This window comes from Variovorax sp. Soil_C_33 (assembly GCF_057656935.1).
This window is the reverse complement of sequence record NZ_JBDGJK010000022.1, coordinates 57,319-72,317: the sequence shown is the minus strand read 5'-3', so window position 1 is coordinate 72,317 and position 14,999 is coordinate 57,319. Positions and strand designations below refer to the sequence as shown.

General features: G+C 69.0%; 18 protein-coding genes. 10 read left to right on the top strand and 8 right to left on the bottom strand.

The window, feature by feature from the left end:
* Positions 1 to 5: 5 nt before the first annotated feature.
* Both AC3A6B_RS26645 and AC3A6B_RS26640 read right to left on the bottom strand, forming a co-directional pair.
* Positions 6 to 1,166 carry an efflux RND transporter periplasmic adaptor subunit gene (locus tag AC3A6B_RS26645; RefSeq protein WP_487839652.1) on the bottom strand — a complete coding sequence of 387 codons (1,161 nt, stop codon included), beginning with the start codon at positions 1,164 to 1,166 and terminating at the stop codon, positions 6 to 8.
* Complete coding sequence (locus AC3A6B_RS26640) at positions 1,163 to 1,843, bottom strand: TetR/AcrR family transcriptional regulator (protein WP_487839651.1); 681 nt, start codon at positions 1,841 to 1,843, stop codon at positions 1,163 to 1,165. Before AC3A6B_RS26640 ends, AC3A6B_RS26645 begins: the two co-directional genes overlap by 4 nt.
* 114 nt (positions 1,844 to 1,957) lie before the next feature.
* On the opposite strand from AC3A6B_RS26640, the gene msrA reads away from it, so the two are divergent.
* The 4 genes from msrA to AC3A6B_RS26620 all read left to right on the top strand — a co-directional run bounded on the left by msrA (position 1,958) and on the right by AC3A6B_RS26620 (position 6,050).
* Positions 1,958 to 2,512, top strand: a complete 555-nt coding sequence (gene msrA, locus AC3A6B_RS26635; RefSeq protein WP_487839650.1) for a peptide-methionine (S)-S-oxide reductase MsrA — start codon at positions 1,958 to 1,960, stop codon at positions 2,510 to 2,512.
* A 7-nt stretch (positions 2,513 to 2,519) separates the two neighbouring features.
* A complete protein-coding gene (locus AC3A6B_RS26630) occupies positions 2,520 to 2,903 on the top strand; it encodes a hypothetical protein (RefSeq protein ID WP_487839649.1) in 384 nt (127 codons plus the stop codon).
* An 80-nt stretch (positions 2,904 to 2,983) separates the two neighbouring features.
* Positions 2,984 to 5,065: a TonB-dependent receptor gene (locus AC3A6B_RS26625; RefSeq protein ID WP_487839648.1), complete on the top strand. Its 2,082-nt coding sequence runs from the start codon at positions 2,984 to 2,986 to the stop codon at positions 5,063 to 5,065.
* Positions 5,066 to 5,102: 37 nt separating this feature from the next.
* Complete coding sequence (locus tag AC3A6B_RS26620; protein WP_487839647.1) at positions 5,103 to 6,050, top strand: AEC family transporter; 948 nt, start codon at positions 5,103 to 5,105, stop codon at positions 6,048 to 6,050.
* Positions 6,051 to 6,062: 12 nt separating this feature from the next.
* Here the strand turns inward: AC3A6B_RS26620 and pdxH are convergent, their stop codons facing one another.
* Entirely contained in the window at positions 6,063 to 6,710 is a 648-nt protein-coding gene (gene pdxH / locus AC3A6B_RS26615; RefSeq protein ID WP_487839646.1) for a pyridoxamine 5'-phosphate oxidase, read from the bottom strand.
* A gap of 40 nt (positions 6,711 to 6,750) precedes the next feature.
* Here pdxH and AC3A6B_RS26610 point away from each other — a divergent pair, with 40 nt between their 5' ends.
* Positions 6,751 to 7,314, top strand: a complete 564-nt coding sequence (locus tag AC3A6B_RS26610) for a nucleotidyltransferase family protein (protein WP_487839645.1) — start codon at positions 6,751 to 6,753, stop codon at positions 7,312 to 7,314.
* On the opposite strand, the gene AC3A6B_RS26605 is transcribed toward AC3A6B_RS26610, so the two are convergent.
* Positions 7,301 to 7,840 (bottom strand): superoxide dismutase family protein, encoded by a 540-nt coding sequence (locus AC3A6B_RS26605; RefSeq protein WP_487839644.1) that lies wholly within the window; start codon positions 7,838 to 7,840, stop codon positions 7,301 to 7,303. The two genes, AC3A6B_RS26610 and AC3A6B_RS26605, sit on opposite strands and share 14 nt — an antisense overlap.
* Positions 7,841 to 7,842: 2 nt before the next feature.
* Positions 7,843 to 8,517, bottom strand: a complete 675-nt coding sequence (locus tag AC3A6B_RS26600; protein ID WP_487839643.1) for a gamma-glutamylcyclotransferase — start codon at positions 8,515 to 8,517, stop codon at positions 7,843 to 7,845.
* 108 nt (positions 8,518 to 8,625) lie between these two features.
* Between AC3A6B_RS26600 and AC3A6B_RS26595 the strand changes: the two genes are divergently transcribed.
* A complete protein-coding gene (locus AC3A6B_RS26595; protein ID WP_487839670.1) occupies positions 8,626 to 9,135 on the top strand; it encodes an OmpA family protein in 510 nt (169 codons plus the stop codon).
* A gap of 29 nt (positions 9,136 to 9,164) precedes the next feature.
* On the opposite strand, the gene AC3A6B_RS26590 is transcribed toward AC3A6B_RS26595, so the two are convergent.
* Complete coding sequence (locus tag AC3A6B_RS26590; RefSeq protein WP_487839642.1) at positions 9,165 to 9,551, bottom strand: cupin domain-containing protein; 387 nt, start codon at positions 9,549 to 9,551, stop codon at positions 9,165 to 9,167.
* 115 nt (positions 9,552 to 9,666) lie between these two features.
* Between AC3A6B_RS26590 and AC3A6B_RS26585 the strand changes: the two genes are divergently transcribed.
* From AC3A6B_RS26585 to AC3A6B_RS26570, 4 genes are all read left to right on the top strand, one after another.
* A complete protein-coding gene (locus AC3A6B_RS26585; RefSeq protein WP_487839641.1) occupies positions 9,667 to 10,548 on the top strand; it encodes a LysR family transcriptional regulator in 882 nt (293 codons plus the stop codon).
* Positions 10,549 to 10,634: 86 nt separating this feature from the next.
* The gene (gene edd / locus AC3A6B_RS26580; RefSeq protein ID WP_487839640.1) at positions 10,635 to 12,473 is read left to right on the top strand and encodes a phosphogluconate dehydratase; all 1,839 of its coding nucleotides are present in this window, start codon (positions 10,635 to 10,637) and stop codon (positions 12,471 to 12,473) included.
* Positions 12,464 to 13,105, top strand: coding sequence for a bifunctional 4-hydroxy-2-oxoglutarate aldolase/2-dehydro-3-deoxy-phosphogluconate aldolase (eda, locus tag AC3A6B_RS26575; protein ID WP_487839639.1), 642 nt, complete (start codon positions 12,464 to 12,466; stop codon positions 13,103 to 13,105). The genes edd and eda overlap by 10 nt, the downstream gene beginning before the upstream one ends.
* Positions 13,102 to 13,830, top strand: coding sequence for a haloacid dehalogenase type II (locus AC3A6B_RS26570; RefSeq protein ID WP_487839638.1), 729 nt, complete (start codon positions 13,102 to 13,104; stop codon positions 13,828 to 13,830). Before eda ends, AC3A6B_RS26570 begins: the two co-directional genes overlap by 4 nt.
* Here AC3A6B_RS26570 and gloA read toward each other — a convergent pair.
* Positions 13,827 to 14,237, bottom strand: coding sequence for a lactoylglutathione lyase (gene gloA, locus AC3A6B_RS26565; protein WP_487839637.1), 411 nt, complete (start codon positions 14,235 to 14,237; stop codon positions 13,827 to 13,829). The two genes, AC3A6B_RS26570 and gloA, sit on opposite strands and share 4 nt — an antisense overlap.
* Before the next feature lie 43 nt (positions 14,238 to 14,280).
* On the bottom strand, positions 14,281 to 14,967 hold the full coding sequence (locus AC3A6B_RS26560; protein WP_487839636.1) for a glutathione S-transferase family protein: 687 nt from the start codon (positions 14,965 to 14,967) through the stop codon (positions 14,281 to 14,283).
* Positions 14,968 to 14,999 lie beyond the last annotated feature (32 nt).

Here is a 14,999-nt window from a genome sequence, read left to right as displayed (position 1 = left end):
CGTGCTCAGGGCGCGGCGACCGGCGCCATGCGCACGGCCGTGCCTTCGCGCAGCGGGCCGACGCTGCCGGCCACCACCACCGCGCCGTCCTCGACGCCGCGCACCGCGACCAGCGTCTGGCCATCGACCTGGCCGCGCTGGCCGGTCTGGACCGCCCGGTGCGCGATGCGCCCCCCGATCACCATCTGCACATAGGGCGCGGGCTTGTCGATGCGGACGGCGGACAAGGGCAGGGCGAGCCCCTCGACACGCCCTACGTCGATGCTGCCCTGCGCGAACAGGCCCTGGCGAAAACCGGCGCTGCGGTCCAGCCGCAGGTACACCAGCACGCTGCGGCTGCCGGCCTGCGCGCTCGGGTTGACGCGCACCACGCTGGCGCCCACCTTGCGGTCGGCGCTCGCCGGGTCTGCAGCGCCGCTGCCCTCGATCTGCAGCGTCGCGCGCTGGCCCACGCGCACCGCGACCGAATCGGCCGCCGCGAGCGTGGCCTCGAGCTCGATGCGGCTCAGGTCGACCACCTCGATCACGCGCGCATCGACGGCGACGCGCTCGCCCGGCTGCGCGAGGCGCTGCGCGACCTGGCCGGTCAGCGGACTCTTGAGCACGGTGTCGTTGAGCAACTTGTGCGCCATCTCCACCGCGGCGAGCGCGGCCCGGTGGGTCGAGAGCGCGGCATTGAGGTTCGACTGCGAAGTGTCGAGCGCGGTGCGCGAGATGAAGCCCTGGTCGACCAGCGCCTTGTTGTTGTCGTAGGTGCGTTGCGCCACCTCGGCCTGCGCGCGGGCCGAGTCCGCCTGCTCCTGGGCCTGGCGCACGCGCGACTGGTATTCGACCGGATCGATGCGCGCGACCACCTGGCCGGCCGTGACGGCATCGCCCTCGCGCACCGTGAGGCCGATCAGCTCGCCGGCCACGCGGGCCTTGACCAGCGCCGAATCGACTGCCTTGAGCGTGCCCGAGATCGCCAGCGTCTGCGCGAGCTCGCGCCGCGTGGCGCGCACCACGTCGGCCGGCGAGAGCTGCACCACCGTTTCAGTCGGCTTTGCTGCCGCGGAGACCGTGGCCTGCTGCGCGCGGCGCGCCTCGATGGCGCGCAGCACGCCGGCGGCCAGCAGCACGAGGACCAGTGCCGCGACGGCCCACTTGATGACGAGCGACCGCTTCATACGCCTGCCTTCGGAGGCATGCTAAGCCCGTGGAGCACGGTCTCGGCCTGGGTCGCAAGGTATTTTTCGGGATCGAGATCCGAATCGGCGTCGACGCAGATGACGGCCGAATGCTTCCACAGCATCAGGAAGAGCATCGGCGCGATGATGGCGTAGATCGCGTGGTTCACATCGACCGGCGCGAACTCGCCGCTCGCGATGCCGCGCTGCACGATGCGCCGCATCAGCGCGTGCCCGGGCCCCACCACTTCCTGGCGATAGAACTCGGCCAGCTCCGGAAAATTGCGGCCCTCGCTCAGCATCAGCTTGGTGAGGCCCGAGGCCTTGGTCGAGCCCACGCGCTCCCACCAGATGCGCATGCAATAGCGCAGCATGTCGGCGGTGCTGCCCTCGAACTCCTCGAATTCCTTGTTCCACTCGGTGAAGCGGCCGGACAGGTTCTCGACCACGACCGCCTTGAACAGCTCTTCCTTGGTTGGGAAGTAGAGGAACAGGGTGCCCTTCGACACCCCGGCGCGCGCCGCGACTTCCTCGGCGCGGGTCGCTGCGAAGCCCTTGTCGACGAACAGGTCCAGCGCCGCTTCGAGCAATTCCCCCGGACGCGCCTCCTTGCGGCGTTCGCGCTTGGCGCGCGCGGTGCTGCAGAATTTGTCGCTGAGGAAACGGGGAGCGGGCATGGATCAGGGCCTGAAGGACCTTAATGACTGACGGGTTAGTAATGTAGTGAGCGTGCCAGGGCCCGTCAAGCCGCGACAATGCGGGGTTCGCCAATTTCCATCGCCGGAGCCTTCATGTCCACCCCATCACCGCAAACCGAAACCATCGTGCTGGGCGGCGGCTGCTTCTGGTGCACCGAGGCGGTGTTCGACCGCGTGCAGGGCGTGGTGGATGTCGAATCGGGCTACAGCAATGGCGAGACGATCAATCCCAGCTACGAACAGGTCTGCACCGGGCGCACCGGCCATGCCGAGGTGGTGCGGCTGGAATTCGATCCGCAGCAGATCACACTGCGCGAGATCCTCGAGATCTTCTTCGTCGTGCACGATCCCACGACCCTCAATCGGCAGGGCAACGACGCGGGAACCCAGTACCGCAGCGGCATCTATTTCGCCAACGACGCGCAGAAGCAGGTCGCCCAGGAGGTGATCCGCGAGATCGAGGCCAGCAAGACCTACCGCTCGCCGATCGTGACCGAGGTGAAGCCGCTGGCCAACTACTCGGCCGCCGAGGCTTACCACCAGGACTACTTCCTGAACAATCCGAACCAGGGCTACTGCGCCTTCGTGGTCGGGCCCAAGGTCGAGAAGTTCCAGAAGACCTTCGCGGCGAAGCTCAAGAAGGCCTGATCTTTCCATGCGCCTCGCACGTCATGCCATCGCGGCCCGCGCCATGCTGGGCGTGCTGGCGCTCGCGCTGTGGCTCGCGACGACGCTCGGGCTCGTGCACCGCACGATCCACACGCCGCTCGCGTCGCATTCGCATGCGCATGCGGCCGTGTCCCCCCATGCGGGCGAGGCGGACCATGCATCCCATGGACTGGTCGCACTCTTCGGCGAGCACAGCGATGCCGAGTGCCGGCTCTACGACCAGTTGTCTCACGGCCCGGCTGCGCTCTGCGTGCCGGCCCTCCTGTTGCCGGTCATGCTGCCGGCGGCCACCTTCGCCTATCTCGAGGGCGAGGTACTCGCCCGCTGGGTCGCGCTGTTCGACGCGCGCGGCCCGCCTTCCGCTCGCTGAATCCGCCTTGCCGACCGGTAGCTGCAGCCGCTTTTCGCGGGCTGCGGCCGGTCTTCCATCGATTCAACGAGTGTTCCAACATGTCATCCCATTTCCGGCGCAACGCCATCGGCGTTGCCGTTCTTTCCCTTTTGTCCTGCGCTGCCTGGGCGCAAGCCTCATTGCCCGAAGTCACCGTCACCGGCAATCCGCTCGGCGCCAGTGATCTGATTGCGCCGACCACCACCTTGTCCGGCGACCGCTTGCTGCTGCGTTCCCAATCCACGCTCGGCGAAACCCTCAATGGCCTGCCGGGCGTCAGCAGCAGCTACTTCGGACCGAACGCGAGCCGGCCTTCGATCCGGGGCCAGGACGGAGATCGCATCCGCATCCTGCAAAACGGCGGCGCGGCGCCCGACGCCTCGGCCCTGAGCTACGACCATGCGGTGCCGGTCGATGCGCTCGTCACCGAACGCGTCGAGGTGCTGCGCGGCCCGTCGGCGCTGCAGTACGGCGGCAGCGCGGTCGGTGGCGTGGTCAACGTGATCGACAACCGCATCCCGAGCGAGCCGATCGACGGCTTCGGCGGCCGCGCCGACCTCGGCTACGCGACCGGCAACCGCGAGAAGAGCGGCGGCGTGGTGCTCGAGGGCGGCAACAACCGCTATGCGCTGCACGTGGATGCCTTCAATCGCGATGCCGACGACACCTCGGTGCCGATCGAGCTCGGCTGCGAGAGCCCGCGCCGGCCCGGCCTGGCGCGCAAGATCTGCAACTCGGCCAACCAGGCGCACGGCGGCGCGGTCGGCGGCAGCCTGTTCTTCGACCAGGGCTGGATCGGTGCTTCGGCCAGCACCTACCGCAGCGACTACGGCACGGTGGCGGAGGACGATGTCACCATCAGGTTGAGATCCGACCGCTATGCGCTCGAGGGCGAATGGCGGCCGGGCGGCTTCTTCACCAGCATCCACGGCAAGCTGAGCCGCACCGACTACCGCCACACCGAGTTCGAGGGCTCCGAGACCGGCACCGTGTTCTCCAACAAGAGCGACGACCTGCGCATCGAGGCGCGGCACCAGAAGATCGGCGGCGTGGAAGGCCTGATCGGTTTCACCAACGAGACCAACGACTTCGCCGCCGTCGGCGAGGAGGCCTTCGCGCCGCACAGCCGCACGCGCTCGCGCGCCTTGTTCCTGCATGAAGAGCTCGGCACCTCGTGGGGCCGCCTGAGCTTCGGCGCGCGCACCGAGCAGGTGAGGGTGCGTTCGTTCGGCTATCCGGAAGATCCGGCGATCACGCGCTTCGCGGTCGGCGAGCGCAAGTTCAACCCGGGCAGCGCGGCCTTCGGCGCGCTGGTCAACCTGGCGCCGCAATGGCAGCTGACCTCGAACCTCGCCTACACCGAGCGCGCGCCCAAGGACTACGAGCTCTTCGCCAACGGCCCGCACGTCGCGACCGCGGCCTGGGAGGTCGGCGATCCGAACCTGCAGAAGGAGAAGTCGGTCGGCTTCGACCTCGGTGCCCAATGGAAGTCCGGCGCCAACAGCGCGCGCGTGAATGCCTACGTCACCCGCTTCCGCAACTACATCGGGCTCGCGGCCTCGGGCAACGTGCGCGGCGAGGACGGCGCGATCAATCCGGCTCCGGTGGAGACCGACGAAGGCCTGGTGTTCCCCGACGTGGTGGACGAGTTCGTCTATCGCGGCGTGCGCGCCCGCTTCACCGGCATCGAGGCCAACGGCAACCTGCGCCTCCTGGGCACCGACGGCTTCTCGCGAGCGGCCGACGGCTCCACGCTGGACCTCGAATGGCGTGCCGACCTGGTGCGGGCGAAGAACACCGACACCGGCGAGCCGCTGCCGCGCATCTCGCCGGCGCGCGCGGGCGCCACGCTGGCCTACGGCAACGGGCCGTGGACCGCGCGCCTGGGCTTCGACCACTACGCGGCCCAGCGCAGGGTGCCGAGCGTCGGCGCCCGCGAGACCGACGCCTTCACTTTGTGGAATGCCGCGCTCACCTACCGCATGAAGGTGCGGCGCACCAACCTCACCTGGTATGCGCGCGTCGACAACCTCACGAACAAGCTGGCCTACAGCGCGACCTCGATCCTGACCACGACGGCGTTCCCGGATGCGCCATTGCCCGGACGCACTTTGAAGGTGGGATTGCGCGCTACCTTCTAAGCTCGAGGGGTCCCAGCGCCCTGTATGCTCGCCGCCGATGAATTCATCGGTCCTCTCGTCGCTGCTGCCCGTCGTCCTGCTCATCGCTGCGGGTTTCCTGGCAGGGCGGCGAGGCTGGGTCGGCGGCGGCGCGGTGCGGGACCTGTCGAACCTGATCTTCCTGCTGCTCGCCCCGGCGCTCCTGTTCCGCGCGATGAGCACGGTGCACGTGCAGCAGCTGAGCCTCAAGCCGGTCGCGGCCTACTTTCTCGCGGCCGGCCTGATCTTCGCGGCCACCCTGCTGTGGCGCGGCTTCAACCGCACCGCGGCCGTGCTCGCGCTCGCCAACACCTTCAGCAACACCGTGATGATCGGCATCGCGCTGATCGGGCTGGCCTTCGGCCCCGAGGGCATGGTGGTGCTGCTGACGCTGATCTCGCTGCATTCGCTGGTGCTGCTGACCAGCGCCACGCTGGTGCTCGAACTCGCAGTCGCCCATGAGAAGGCGAGCGCGACCGGCGCCGAACGCCCCCCGATCCTGCACACGCTGGGCCGCGCGTTCTACAACGCCATCGTCCATCCGGTGCCGCTGCCGATCATTGCGGGGCTCCTGTTCGCGCAGACCGGCTGGGCGATGCCCGAGGTCATCGACAAGCCGATCGCGCTGCTCGGGCAGGCCTTCGGGCCGATCGCGCTGGTCATGGTCGGCATCACGCTCGCGTTCACGCCCATCGGCACCCACTGGCGCGACGCGCTGGCGCAGGCGCTGGTCAAGAACGTGGCGCACCCGCTGCTGGTGGCGGGGCTCGGCTGGCTGCTCGGCCTGCGCGGGCTGCCGCTGCAAGTGATGGTCGTGGCCGCGGCGCTGCCGATCGGCGCCAACGTGTTTCTTTTTTCCCAGCGCTACAAGACGGCGGAAGACCTGGTGACTGCGAGCGTGGCAGTGTCTACCGCGCTGGCGCTCGTCACGCTCTCGATCGTAATGCCTCTCGCTGGCAGGCTCTGAGGCAGGATTGGCTCAGGGGGCCAGGCGCTCCCGCACCCAGACGCCATCTTCTCTCCGGTACCGCAGCCGGTCGTGCAGCCGGCTCTTGCGGCCCTGCCAGAACTCCCAGCGGTCGGGCGCCAGCCGGTAGCCGCCCCAGTGCGGCGGGCGCGGCGGCGAGAGCAGGTGCCGGGCGGCCTCGATGGCTGCGTTCTTCACCAGCACCTCGCGGCCGCTGATCACCTCGCTCTGCGGGCTGGCCCAGGCGCCGATGCGCGAGTCGAGCGGGCGGCTCGCGAAGTAGGCGTCGCTCTCCGCCGCATCGACCTTCTCGACCCGCCCCTCGATGCGCACCACGCGCTCGAGCTCGACCCAGTGGAACTGCAGCGCGGCCCACGGGTTGCCGGCGAGCTCCTGGCCCTTGCGGCTCTTGTAGTTGGTGTACCAGACGATGCCGCGCGCGTCATAGCCCTTGATCAGCACGATGCGCGTCGACGGCCGCAGGTCGCCGCCGACGGTGGCCAGCGTCATCGCGTTGGGCTCGGGCAACTGCGCGTCAATCGCTTCGGCGAGCCAGCGCTCGAACTGGAGCAGGGGATCGGATGCGCTGCTGGCTTCGTCGAGTTCGGCGCGCTCGTAGCTCTTGCGCAGCGCGGCCAGCGCTTCTTTGGGGGAATTCATGGCCGCATTGTTGCGCATGCGAAGAGGGGATACTGGGCGCATGAATCCTCGACCGCCCACCGTGATCGTGCTCGCTTCGGGCCGCGGCGAGCGCTTTCGCGCCGCCGGCGGCAGCGGCGCCAAGCTTCAGGCGCCGCTCGCGGGCAGGACGGTGCTGGACCACACGCTGGCCGCTGTGCGCGCCAGCGGCCTGCCGTGGCATCTGGAGGATGCGGGCCATCCCGGCATGGGCGATTCGATCGCGGCCGCGGTCCGGGCCACGGCCGATGCCGCGGGCTGGCTGATCCTGCCCGGCGATCTACCGCTGGTGCTGCCATCGACCTTGCAAGCGGTGGCCCGGGCGCTGGGCGGCGCCATGCAGGCGGCTCAGCCGCAGCATCTTGGCGAGCGCGGGCATCCGGTCGGTTTTGCCGCGGCCTGCGGGCCGCAACTCGCGGCGCTCGCGGGCAACCTGGGCGCGGCGCCGGTGCTGCGCGCGCTGCGGGAAGCCCGCGCGGTGGCGGAGATCGAAGTCGACGACATCGGCATCCTGACCGACATCGACACGCCCGCCGAACTCGCGCGCGCGGAGGCGCTGCTGGCGGCGCGGCTCAGCGCCTCGTGATCAGCGCGCAGGCGATGCGCGGGCCGGAGTTGCCGGCCGGCTGCGAGGTGAAGTCGTCGCGGTCGCGGTGAACGACGAGCGCACGGCCGACCACGTTGTTGGCCGCGCCGTCGGTGAGCGAGATGGAATGCACGTCGACACTGAAGCGTGCCACGCCGCTCGCATCGGCGACCAGGCTCGGCAGTTCGCCCGCATGGCTGCCGGGGGCGCCGAACTTGCCGTGCGTGCCGCCGGCGGGATTGAAGTGGCCGCCCGAGGCATTGCCGTTGTCGCCGCAGTCGCCCTTCTCGTGGATGTGGAAGCCGTGTTCCGTGCCCGGCACGAAGCCGCGCACTTCGCCGGCCACGCGTACGCCATGATCGAGCGCGGTGAAGGTCACGTTGCCCGTGGTCGGATTCGGCGTGATCGCGGCGGTCGGCGCCAGCGCGGCTCTGGCGCTCGCCTTGGACCCCATCATGGAGCCGCAGCCGGCGAGCAGGCTCGCCGCAGCGACGGCAAGGGCGGGGACGATCAGACGAGAGGACATGGCTACTCCTTGGATGAAGAACGGGAAGAAGAATCGAGAGAAGAGGCCGCAGGGTATACCGGAGCGGGCCCATCGCCGCAATCGGCCTGCGCCGACAGCTGGGCGTCGGCCAACCTGATCAGGCGCGCCAACGCCGCATCGTGGATCGCATGGCGCTGCAATTCGAGCAAAGTCTGCTGCGCGTAGTCGAGCGAACTGCCATAGCGGCCGACCGCGCTGGCGAAGATGTGGCGGTAGCGCTCGTCGTCCAGGTTGCCGGTGAAGTTGGGGCTGCGCCGCGACAAGGTGAAGGCCAGGGCGCGCACCGATCCGTGCGGGGTTTCGCAATCGAGCCATCGGGGGTCGTAGACGCCGGTCGGCATCTCGCGCAGCCAGAGCCGGCCCAGCGTTTCGAGCCCGTCGGCCGCAGCCACGCGGAACACCATGCCGCGGCAGCTGCCGCCCGAGAGCAGCCCGAACACCAGGCCCGGATTCTCGACCGTGCCGCGATTGATGCGGCTCCACATCTTCAGCGCCCGATGCCAGCCGTGCACCCGCGCAGGGTGCCGCTCGATGAAGCCGAACTCGGGGCGCCAGATCAGCGAGCCGTAGCCGAACACCCAGAGATCGTGGTGGCCGCCCCATTCGGCGATCACGCGGTCGAGCATGGGCTTCGGGTCGCGCAGCGGTTTGAGCATGGGGTCCAAACCGGGCGGGCCGGGGTCGCCACCTACAATTTCACGGTCATGGTTCACCGCACCATTATTTACCGACCGCTTTCCTACGGAGATCGACCCATGGCAGGCATAGCCGACGACGACAGCCAGCAGAACTTCATTCTTGCCTTCGTGCTCGCGCTGATCGCGCTGGTGATCTTCTTCGTGATCGGGATCGTGCTCTACACGCAGAGCCAGAGGGCGGGCGCCAAGCCCGCGACGTCCATGGTGGAGATCCTGACCGAAACCGTGGCGGTCGTGATCCCCGAAGGCGCGAGCATCCGGGTCGAGGGCGGGGTCGTGAACTTCTATTTCGCGACCGGCAGCGCCGATCTGGCGCCAGGCGCGGCAGGGGCCCTCGCCGCGGTGATCCAGGGCGTCGAGGGCGGGCGCAAGGCTGTGATCTCGGGCTTCCATGACACCACCGGCGATGGGGGCCGGAACGCGCAACTCGCGCAGAGGCGTGCCGAGATGGTGCGCAACGTGCTGACCGGGCTCGGCGTGCCGGCTGACAAGGTCGAGCTGAAGAAGCCCGCAGTGACGACCGGTTCGGGCAACGACGCCGAGGCGCGCCGCGTCGAGGTCCGGCTGGTCGACTAGGTCCTGTCAACAGGCCCGATGCGCTGCGCTCACCACGGCAGCTGCATCGGCTTCGCTTCGAGGTCGTACACCCCGACCGGGGCAGCCGGAAACACGCCGGTGATCTCCATCGGCTCGTCGCCCACATTGAAGATCTGGTGCGGCACGTCGCGCGGCAGCAGCACGCTGCTCGCGGCGTCGAAGCGGTGCACCTGTCCGTCGAGGTGCACCTCGCCACGGCCCGCGTGGCACAACACGACCTCCTCGGTGTCATGGCTGTGCGGCGGCGTGGCGGCGCCGGGCGCCAGCGTCTGCCGCCAGATCGACAACTGGGTCAATCCATGTTCGCGGCCCGCCAGGGTGCGGTGGCTGATTCCGGGCAGCTCTGCCACGGGCAGGGTGGCGTGGGAGATAACGTTGCGGGCAATGGCGGTCATGAGGCGGCTCCGTGCGATCGAGTGAAGATGAAGGCAGTGTCCTGGACCGCGAAGCGCGAGTGAAGCCAGCGCAATGGCCTAACATTGAGGACATTCGTTCCTCAATCGGAGCACCATGCAGGGCCTGCAGCAGTTCCTCGCCTTCACCGAGACCGTCAAGCACGGCAGCTTCGCCGCCGCCGCGCGCGAAGCGGGTACCGCGCCTTCGACGCTGGCCAAGGCGGTGCTGAGGCTGGAGGATTCGCTTGGCGTCAAGCTGTTCCATCGCACCACGCGGCAAGTCACCCTGACGCCGGACGGCGAGCGCCTGTACCACCGCTGCCAGCGCGTCCTCGCCGAGATCGAGGACCTGCATGCCGACGCTGCCGGCACGCGGGCCACGGCCACGGGCCTGCTGCGCATCGACATGCCGATCGTCTTCGGCCGGCGCGTGATCCTGCCGCTGCTCGCGCGGCTCCAGCAGCAGCACCCGCGACTTGAAATGGACGTGCGCCTGCAGGACGGCTACGTCGATCTGGTCAAGGACGGCATCGACCTTGCCATCCGGGTCGGCGCGCTGCAGGATTCGTCGCTGGTGGCACGCCGCTTCGCAAGCCAGACCTTGCTGCTGGTGGCCAGCCCTGCCTACCTGGCGCAGCATGGCCTTCCGGCCTCGCTGCGGGCGCTGGCACAGCATCGCGCGATCGTCTTCCGCATGCCGACGAGCGGCCGCGACCGCCCCTGGCAGTTCGTCCAGCGCGGCCACGCCGTCACCCTGCATCCGCAAACCCAGCTGCGACTGAACGACGGCGAAGCCATGGTGCAGGCCGCGATGCTCGGCCAGGGCCTGGCGCAGTTGCCCGACTACATGGTCGAAGACGAGCTCGGCGATGGGCGCCTGGTCGAGATCCTGCCTTCGCTGCGGCCGCCGGCCATGCCGATCAGCGCCGTATACCCTTCCCAGCGCCTGTTGCCGCCGCGGGTGCGGGTCGTGCTCGATGCCTTGACGACACCCTAGGGTCTTGCGGGCTTGGTAGGATGCAGGACCACGCAACCTGCGCGTGGCAGGGGCCGCGCGCAGCCCCACTGCACAGTGAAGCACTCATGACTACACATCCCACCGTACGCGATGTCACCGAGCGCATTCGTGCGCGCAGCCGGGACCTTCGAAGCGCCTATCTCCAGCGGCTGACCGAGACCCGCAACCGCGACCGCGGCTCCGACCGCATGGGCTGCGCCAACGTGGCGCATGCCGTGGCCGGCATCCCGGCCAGCGACAAGTTCAAGGTGGTGACGGAGCGCGCACCCAACATCGGCATCGTCAGCGCCTACAACGACATGCTCTCGGCCCATGCGCCGTACCAGGGCTATCCCGACATCGTCAAGCACGAGGCGCGCCGTCTCGGTGCCACGGCGCAGGTGGCGGGCGGCGTGCCGGCGATGTGCGACGGGGTCACCCAGGGCACGCCCGGCATGGAGCTGAGCCTGTTCAGCCGCGACGTGATCGCGATGGGCACCGCGGTGGCGCTCACGCACGACATGTTCGATGCCGCGCTGCTGCTGGGCGTGTGCGACAAGATCGTGCCGGGCCTCCTAATCGGCGCGCTGCACTTCGGCCACCTGCCCACCGTCTTCGTGCCGGCGGGACCGATGCCCTCGGGCCTGTCGAACAGCGCCAAGTCGAAGGTGCGCGAGCAGGCGGCCCAGGGGCTGGTCGGCCGCCAGAGCCTGCTCGATGCCGAGATGGCCGCCTACCACGCGCCGGGCACCTGCACCTTCTACGGCACCGCCAACAGCAACCAGATGCTGCTGGAGGCGATGGGCCTGCACGTGCCGGGCACCGCCTTCATCCAGCCCGGCGATGCGATGCGCGAGGCGCTCACGCGCGAAGCGGTGCGCACGGTGCTCGGGCTGGCCGCCAAGAAGCCTTATGCAACGCCGCCGATCGGCGAGATGGTCGACGAGCGATCGATCGTCAACGCCATGGCCGCACTGCTCGCCACGGGCGGCTCGACCAACCACCTGATCCACTGGGTCGCGGTGGCGCGCGCGGCCGGCATCCTGATCGACTGGAACGATTTCTCCGAGCTCTCGGAGGTGGTGCCGCTGCTCACGCGGGTCTATCCCAACGGCAGCGCCGACGTCAACGAATTCCAGGCTGCGGGCGGCCCCGGCTTCGTGATCGGCGAGCTGCTCGACGCCGGCCTGATGCATGCCGACGTGCTGACCGTGCGCGCCGGCGGCCTGCGCGAATATGCCGGCATCCCGACGCTGGCCGGCGCGCCTTCGGACGAGCACGCGCTGAAGTGGCACGCCGCCGCGCCCTCGAAGAACGAAGCCGTCGCGCGGCCGGTCGCGGCGCCGTTCAGCGCCACCGGCGGGCTGAAGCTGCTGAGCGGCAACCTCGGCCGCAGCGTGATCAAGGTGTCCTCGGTGCCGGACGACCGGCATGTGATCGAGGCGCCGGCGCGCGTCTTCGATTCGCAGTCCGCGCTGCAACAGGCCTTCACCGCCGGCGAACTCGAACGTGACGTGGTCTGCGTGGTGCGCTGGCAGGGCCCGCAGGCCAACGGCATGCCCGAGCTGCACAAGCTCACGCCGCCGCTGTCGGTGCTGCAGGGCAAGGGCTTCCGCGTGGCACTGGTGACCGACGGGCGCATGAGCGGCGCCTCGGGCAAGGTGCCGGCCGCGATCCATGTGTCGCCCGAGGCCGCGGCGGGCGGCCCGCTCGCCAAAGTGCGCGACGGCGACCTGATCCGGCTCGATGCGGTGGCCGGCACGCTGGCCGTGCTGTTGCCGGCCGACGAATGGGCCGAGAGAGAAACCGCGACGCTGCCCGACGAACTGCGCGCCGGCAACGGCCACGGCCTCGGCCGCGACCTGTTCGCCGGCATGCGCCGCAATGCATTGACTGCAGAAGAAGGAGCCTGCACATGGCTGTGAATCCCACGCTGTCCGCCATCGACGTGATGCGCGACGCCCCCGTGATCCCGGTGATCGTGCTGCACGACGTCAAGGACGCGGTCCCGCTCGCGCGCGCGCTGGTCGCCGGCGGCATCCGCATGCTCGAAGTGACGCTGCGCACGCGCGAGGCGCTCGAATGCATCGAGATCATTGCCAAGGAAGTGCCCGAGGCCGTGCCCGGCGCCGGCACCATCCGCAGTGCCGCCGATGCCCAGGCCTCGGCGCTGGCCGGCGCCAAGTTTGGCGTCAGCCCGGGCTATACGCGCGCCGTGGGCAAGGCCTGCCACGACCTCGGGCTGCCGCTTTTGCCCGGCGTGGCGACCGGCAGCGAAATCATGCTGGCCCAGGAGGACGGTTTCACCGAGCTCAAGTTCTTCCCCGCCGTGCAGGCCGGCGGGCTGGCGATGCTCAAGGCCTGGCAAGGGCCCTTCGGCGATGTGAAGTTCTGTCCCACGGGCGGGATCACCGCGGCCAATGCGCACGAGTTCCTTGCGCTTTCCAACGTGGCCTGCGTAGGCGGCTCGTGGATCGTGCCGACCGAGGCGATCGCGGCCGGCGACTGGGCGCGCATTGAGGCGCTGGCACGCGAGGCCAACCAGCTGGTTCGATGAGTACTGAGAATTTCGATGCCGGCGAGCTGAGGGTCATCGCCTTCGATGTCTTCGGCACCGTGGTCGACTGGTACAGCGGCATCGCTGCCGAGGCCGAGCGCATCGTGCCGGGCGTCGACGGCGGCGCCTTCGCGCTGGCCTGGCGCGCGGGCTACCAGCCCGCAATGAAGAGCGTGATGGAACGCCTCGCGGCCGGCGAGGGCGGCTTCACGCTGCTCGACGAGCTGCACATGGGCATTCTCGAAATCGTGCTGCTCGACTTCGGCCTGGGCGAGCTAGAACCGGCGCGCAAGCGCGAGCTCAACAAGGCCTGGCACCGGCTGCCGGCCTGGCCGGATGCCGTGGAAGGCCTCGCGCGGCTCAAGCGCAAGTACATCATCTGCACGCTCTCCAACGGCAACATCGGCCTCTTGACCGAGATGGCCAAGAACGCCGGCCTGCCCTGGGACTGCGTGCTGTCGGCCGAGGTCTTCAAGGCCTACAAGCCCGATCCGCGCACCTACCTCGGCGTGGCGGCGGTGTTCGATGTCACGCCCAGCCAGGTCATGCTCGCGGCCGCGCACCACGACGACCTGGCCGCCGCGCGCAGTTGCGGCCTGCGCACCGGCTACATCGAGCGGCCGCAGGAGTTCGGACCAGAGCACCAGAAAGATGTTTCGCCGCGCGCCGACAACACGCTGCATGCGCGCGACATCGGCGCGCTGGCGGATCTGCTGGGCTGCTAGCGCAGGCCGCTGCCGGCAGCGTCTTCGGAACGCTGGATCAGCTCGATCTTGTAGCCGTCCGGATCGGTCACGAAGGCGATCACCGTGGTGCCGCCCTTGACGGGGCCCGCCTCGCGCGTCACGTTGCCGCCCGCGGCCTTGATCTTCTCGCAGGCCGCATAGGCATCGGGCACGCCGAGGGCGATATGGCCGTAGGCCGTGCCCAGTTCGTAGCTCTCGGTGCCCCAGTTGTAGGTCAGCTCGATCTCGGCTTGCGCCGGATTGCCTTCGTAGCCGACGAAGGCCAGGCTGTACTTGTACTCGGGGTTCTCCGAAGTGCGCAGCAGTTGCATGCCGAGCACCTGGGTGTAGAAGTCGATCGAGCGCTGGAGATTGCCAACGCGCAGCATGGTGTGGAGAAGTCGCATCTCGTGGAGTGGTGCAGAGTGGTTGTCGCGGGCGATTGTCCGTTCAGGCGCGGCCGGCGAGTGTCAGCAAATGCGCTTCGTGCTTCTGCAGGAAGGCGTGCAGGTGCCGCGGATACTCCGGCACCACGGCGTGGCGCACGCTGGGGCGCTCCGCCAGCGCGCGGCGCCAGGCGCGCACCTTGGGCGTCGCGTCGAAGATGTGCGAATTGCTGATCTGGTCGAACACATCGAAGTAGCGAAAGACCGGCGCGAAGACCGCATCGACCAGGCTGAAGCGCGCACCGGCGAAGTAGGGCCCATCGCCCAGTGCGGCCTCGACGCGCTGGAACTTGGCAACGAGCGCCTGCCGGTTCTGTTCGAATATTTCGGCATCGCGCGTGGTCTCGTAGCCCCACAGGTCCGCGAGGATCGCGGAGCCGAACTCCATCCACGCCCGGTGCTCGGCGCGCGCGAGCGGGTCCTCAGGGTGCAGCCGCGGGCCGGGCTGGGTTTCCTCGAGGTACTCGCAGATCACGTTGCTCTCGAAGAGCACGGCTTCCTTGCCGTTCGGCTGCGGCACGCGCAGCAGCGGCACCTTGCCGAGCGGCGAGATCTCGAGGAACCAGTCTGGCTTCTGCGCGAGGTCGATCACGACGCGTTCGAAGGGCACGTCCTTTTCAAGCAGCGCAATCGCGGCGCGCTGGACGTAGGGACACAGCAGGTGGCTGACGAGGGTGAGTGGCGCGGTCATGCGTGCTTTCGTGTTGTTCAAGTGAATCGAAA

What these genes read in the sequence shown, in the direction of transcription:
- AC3A6B_RS26645 (WP_487839652.1), bottom strand. Translation starts at nt 1,166, where the DNA reads ATGAAGCGGTCGCTCGTCATCAAGTGGGCCGTCGCGGCACTGGTCCTC.
- AC3A6B_RS26620 (WP_487839647.1), top strand. Translation starts at nt 5,103, where the DNA reads ATGAATTCATCGGTCCTCTCGTCGCTGCTGCCCGTCGTCCTGCTCATC.
- eda (WP_487839639.1), top strand. Translation starts at nt 12,464, where the DNA reads ATGGCTGTGAATCCCACGCTGTCCGCCATCGACGTGATGCGCGACGCC.
- AC3A6B_RS26625 (WP_487839648.1), top strand. Translation starts at nt 2,984, where the DNA reads ATGTCATCCCATTTCCGGCGCAACGCCATCGGCGTTGCCGTTCTTTCC.
- pdxH (WP_487839646.1), bottom strand. Translation starts at nt 6,710, where the DNA reads ATGAATTCCCCCAAAGAAGCGCTGGCCGCGCTGCGCAAGAGCTACGAG.
- msrA (WP_487839650.1), top strand. Translation starts at nt 1,958, where the DNA reads ATGTCCACCCCATCACCGCAAACCGAAACCATCGTGCTGGGCGGCGGC.
- AC3A6B_RS26640 (WP_487839651.1), bottom strand. Translation starts at nt 1,843, where the DNA reads ATGCCCGCTCCCCGTTTCCTCAGCGACAAATTCTGCAGCACCGCGCGC.
- gloA (WP_487839637.1), bottom strand. Translation starts at nt 14,237, where the DNA reads ATGCGACTTCTCCACACCATGCTGCGCGTTGGCAATCTCCAGCGCTCG.
- AC3A6B_RS26630 (WP_487839649.1), top strand. Translation starts at nt 2,520, where the DNA reads ATGCGCCTCGCACGTCATGCCATCGCGGCCCGCGCCATGCTGGGCGTG.
- edd (WP_487839640.1), top strand. Translation starts at nt 10,635, where the DNA reads ATGACTACACATCCCACCGTACGCGATGTCACCGAGCGCATTCGTGCG.
- AC3A6B_RS26610 (WP_487839645.1), top strand. Translation starts at nt 6,751, where the DNA reads ATGAATCCTCGACCGCCCACCGTGATCGTGCTCGCTTCGGGCCGCGGC.
- AC3A6B_RS26600 (WP_487839643.1), bottom strand. Translation starts at nt 8,517, where the DNA reads ATGCTCAAACCGCTGCGCGACCCGAAGCCCATGCTCGACCGCGTGATC.
- AC3A6B_RS26560 (WP_487839636.1), bottom strand. Translation starts at nt 14,967, where the DNA reads ATGACCGCGCCACTCACCCTCGTCAGCCACCTGCTGTGTCCCTACGTC.
- AC3A6B_RS26570 (WP_487839638.1), top strand. Translation starts at nt 13,102, where the DNA reads ATGAGTACTGAGAATTTCGATGCCGGCGAGCTGAGGGTCATCGCCTTC.
- AC3A6B_RS26605 (WP_487839644.1), bottom strand. Translation starts at nt 7,840, where the DNA reads ATGTCCTCTCGTCTGATCGTCCCCGCCCTTGCCGTCGCTGCGGCGAGC.
- AC3A6B_RS26585 (WP_487839641.1), top strand. Translation starts at nt 9,667, where the DNA reads ATGCAGGGCCTGCAGCAGTTCCTCGCCTTCACCGAGACCGTCAAGCAC.
- AC3A6B_RS26590 (WP_487839642.1), bottom strand. Translation starts at nt 9,551, where the DNA reads ATGACCGCCATTGCCCGCAACGTTATCTCCCACGCCACCCTGCCCGTG.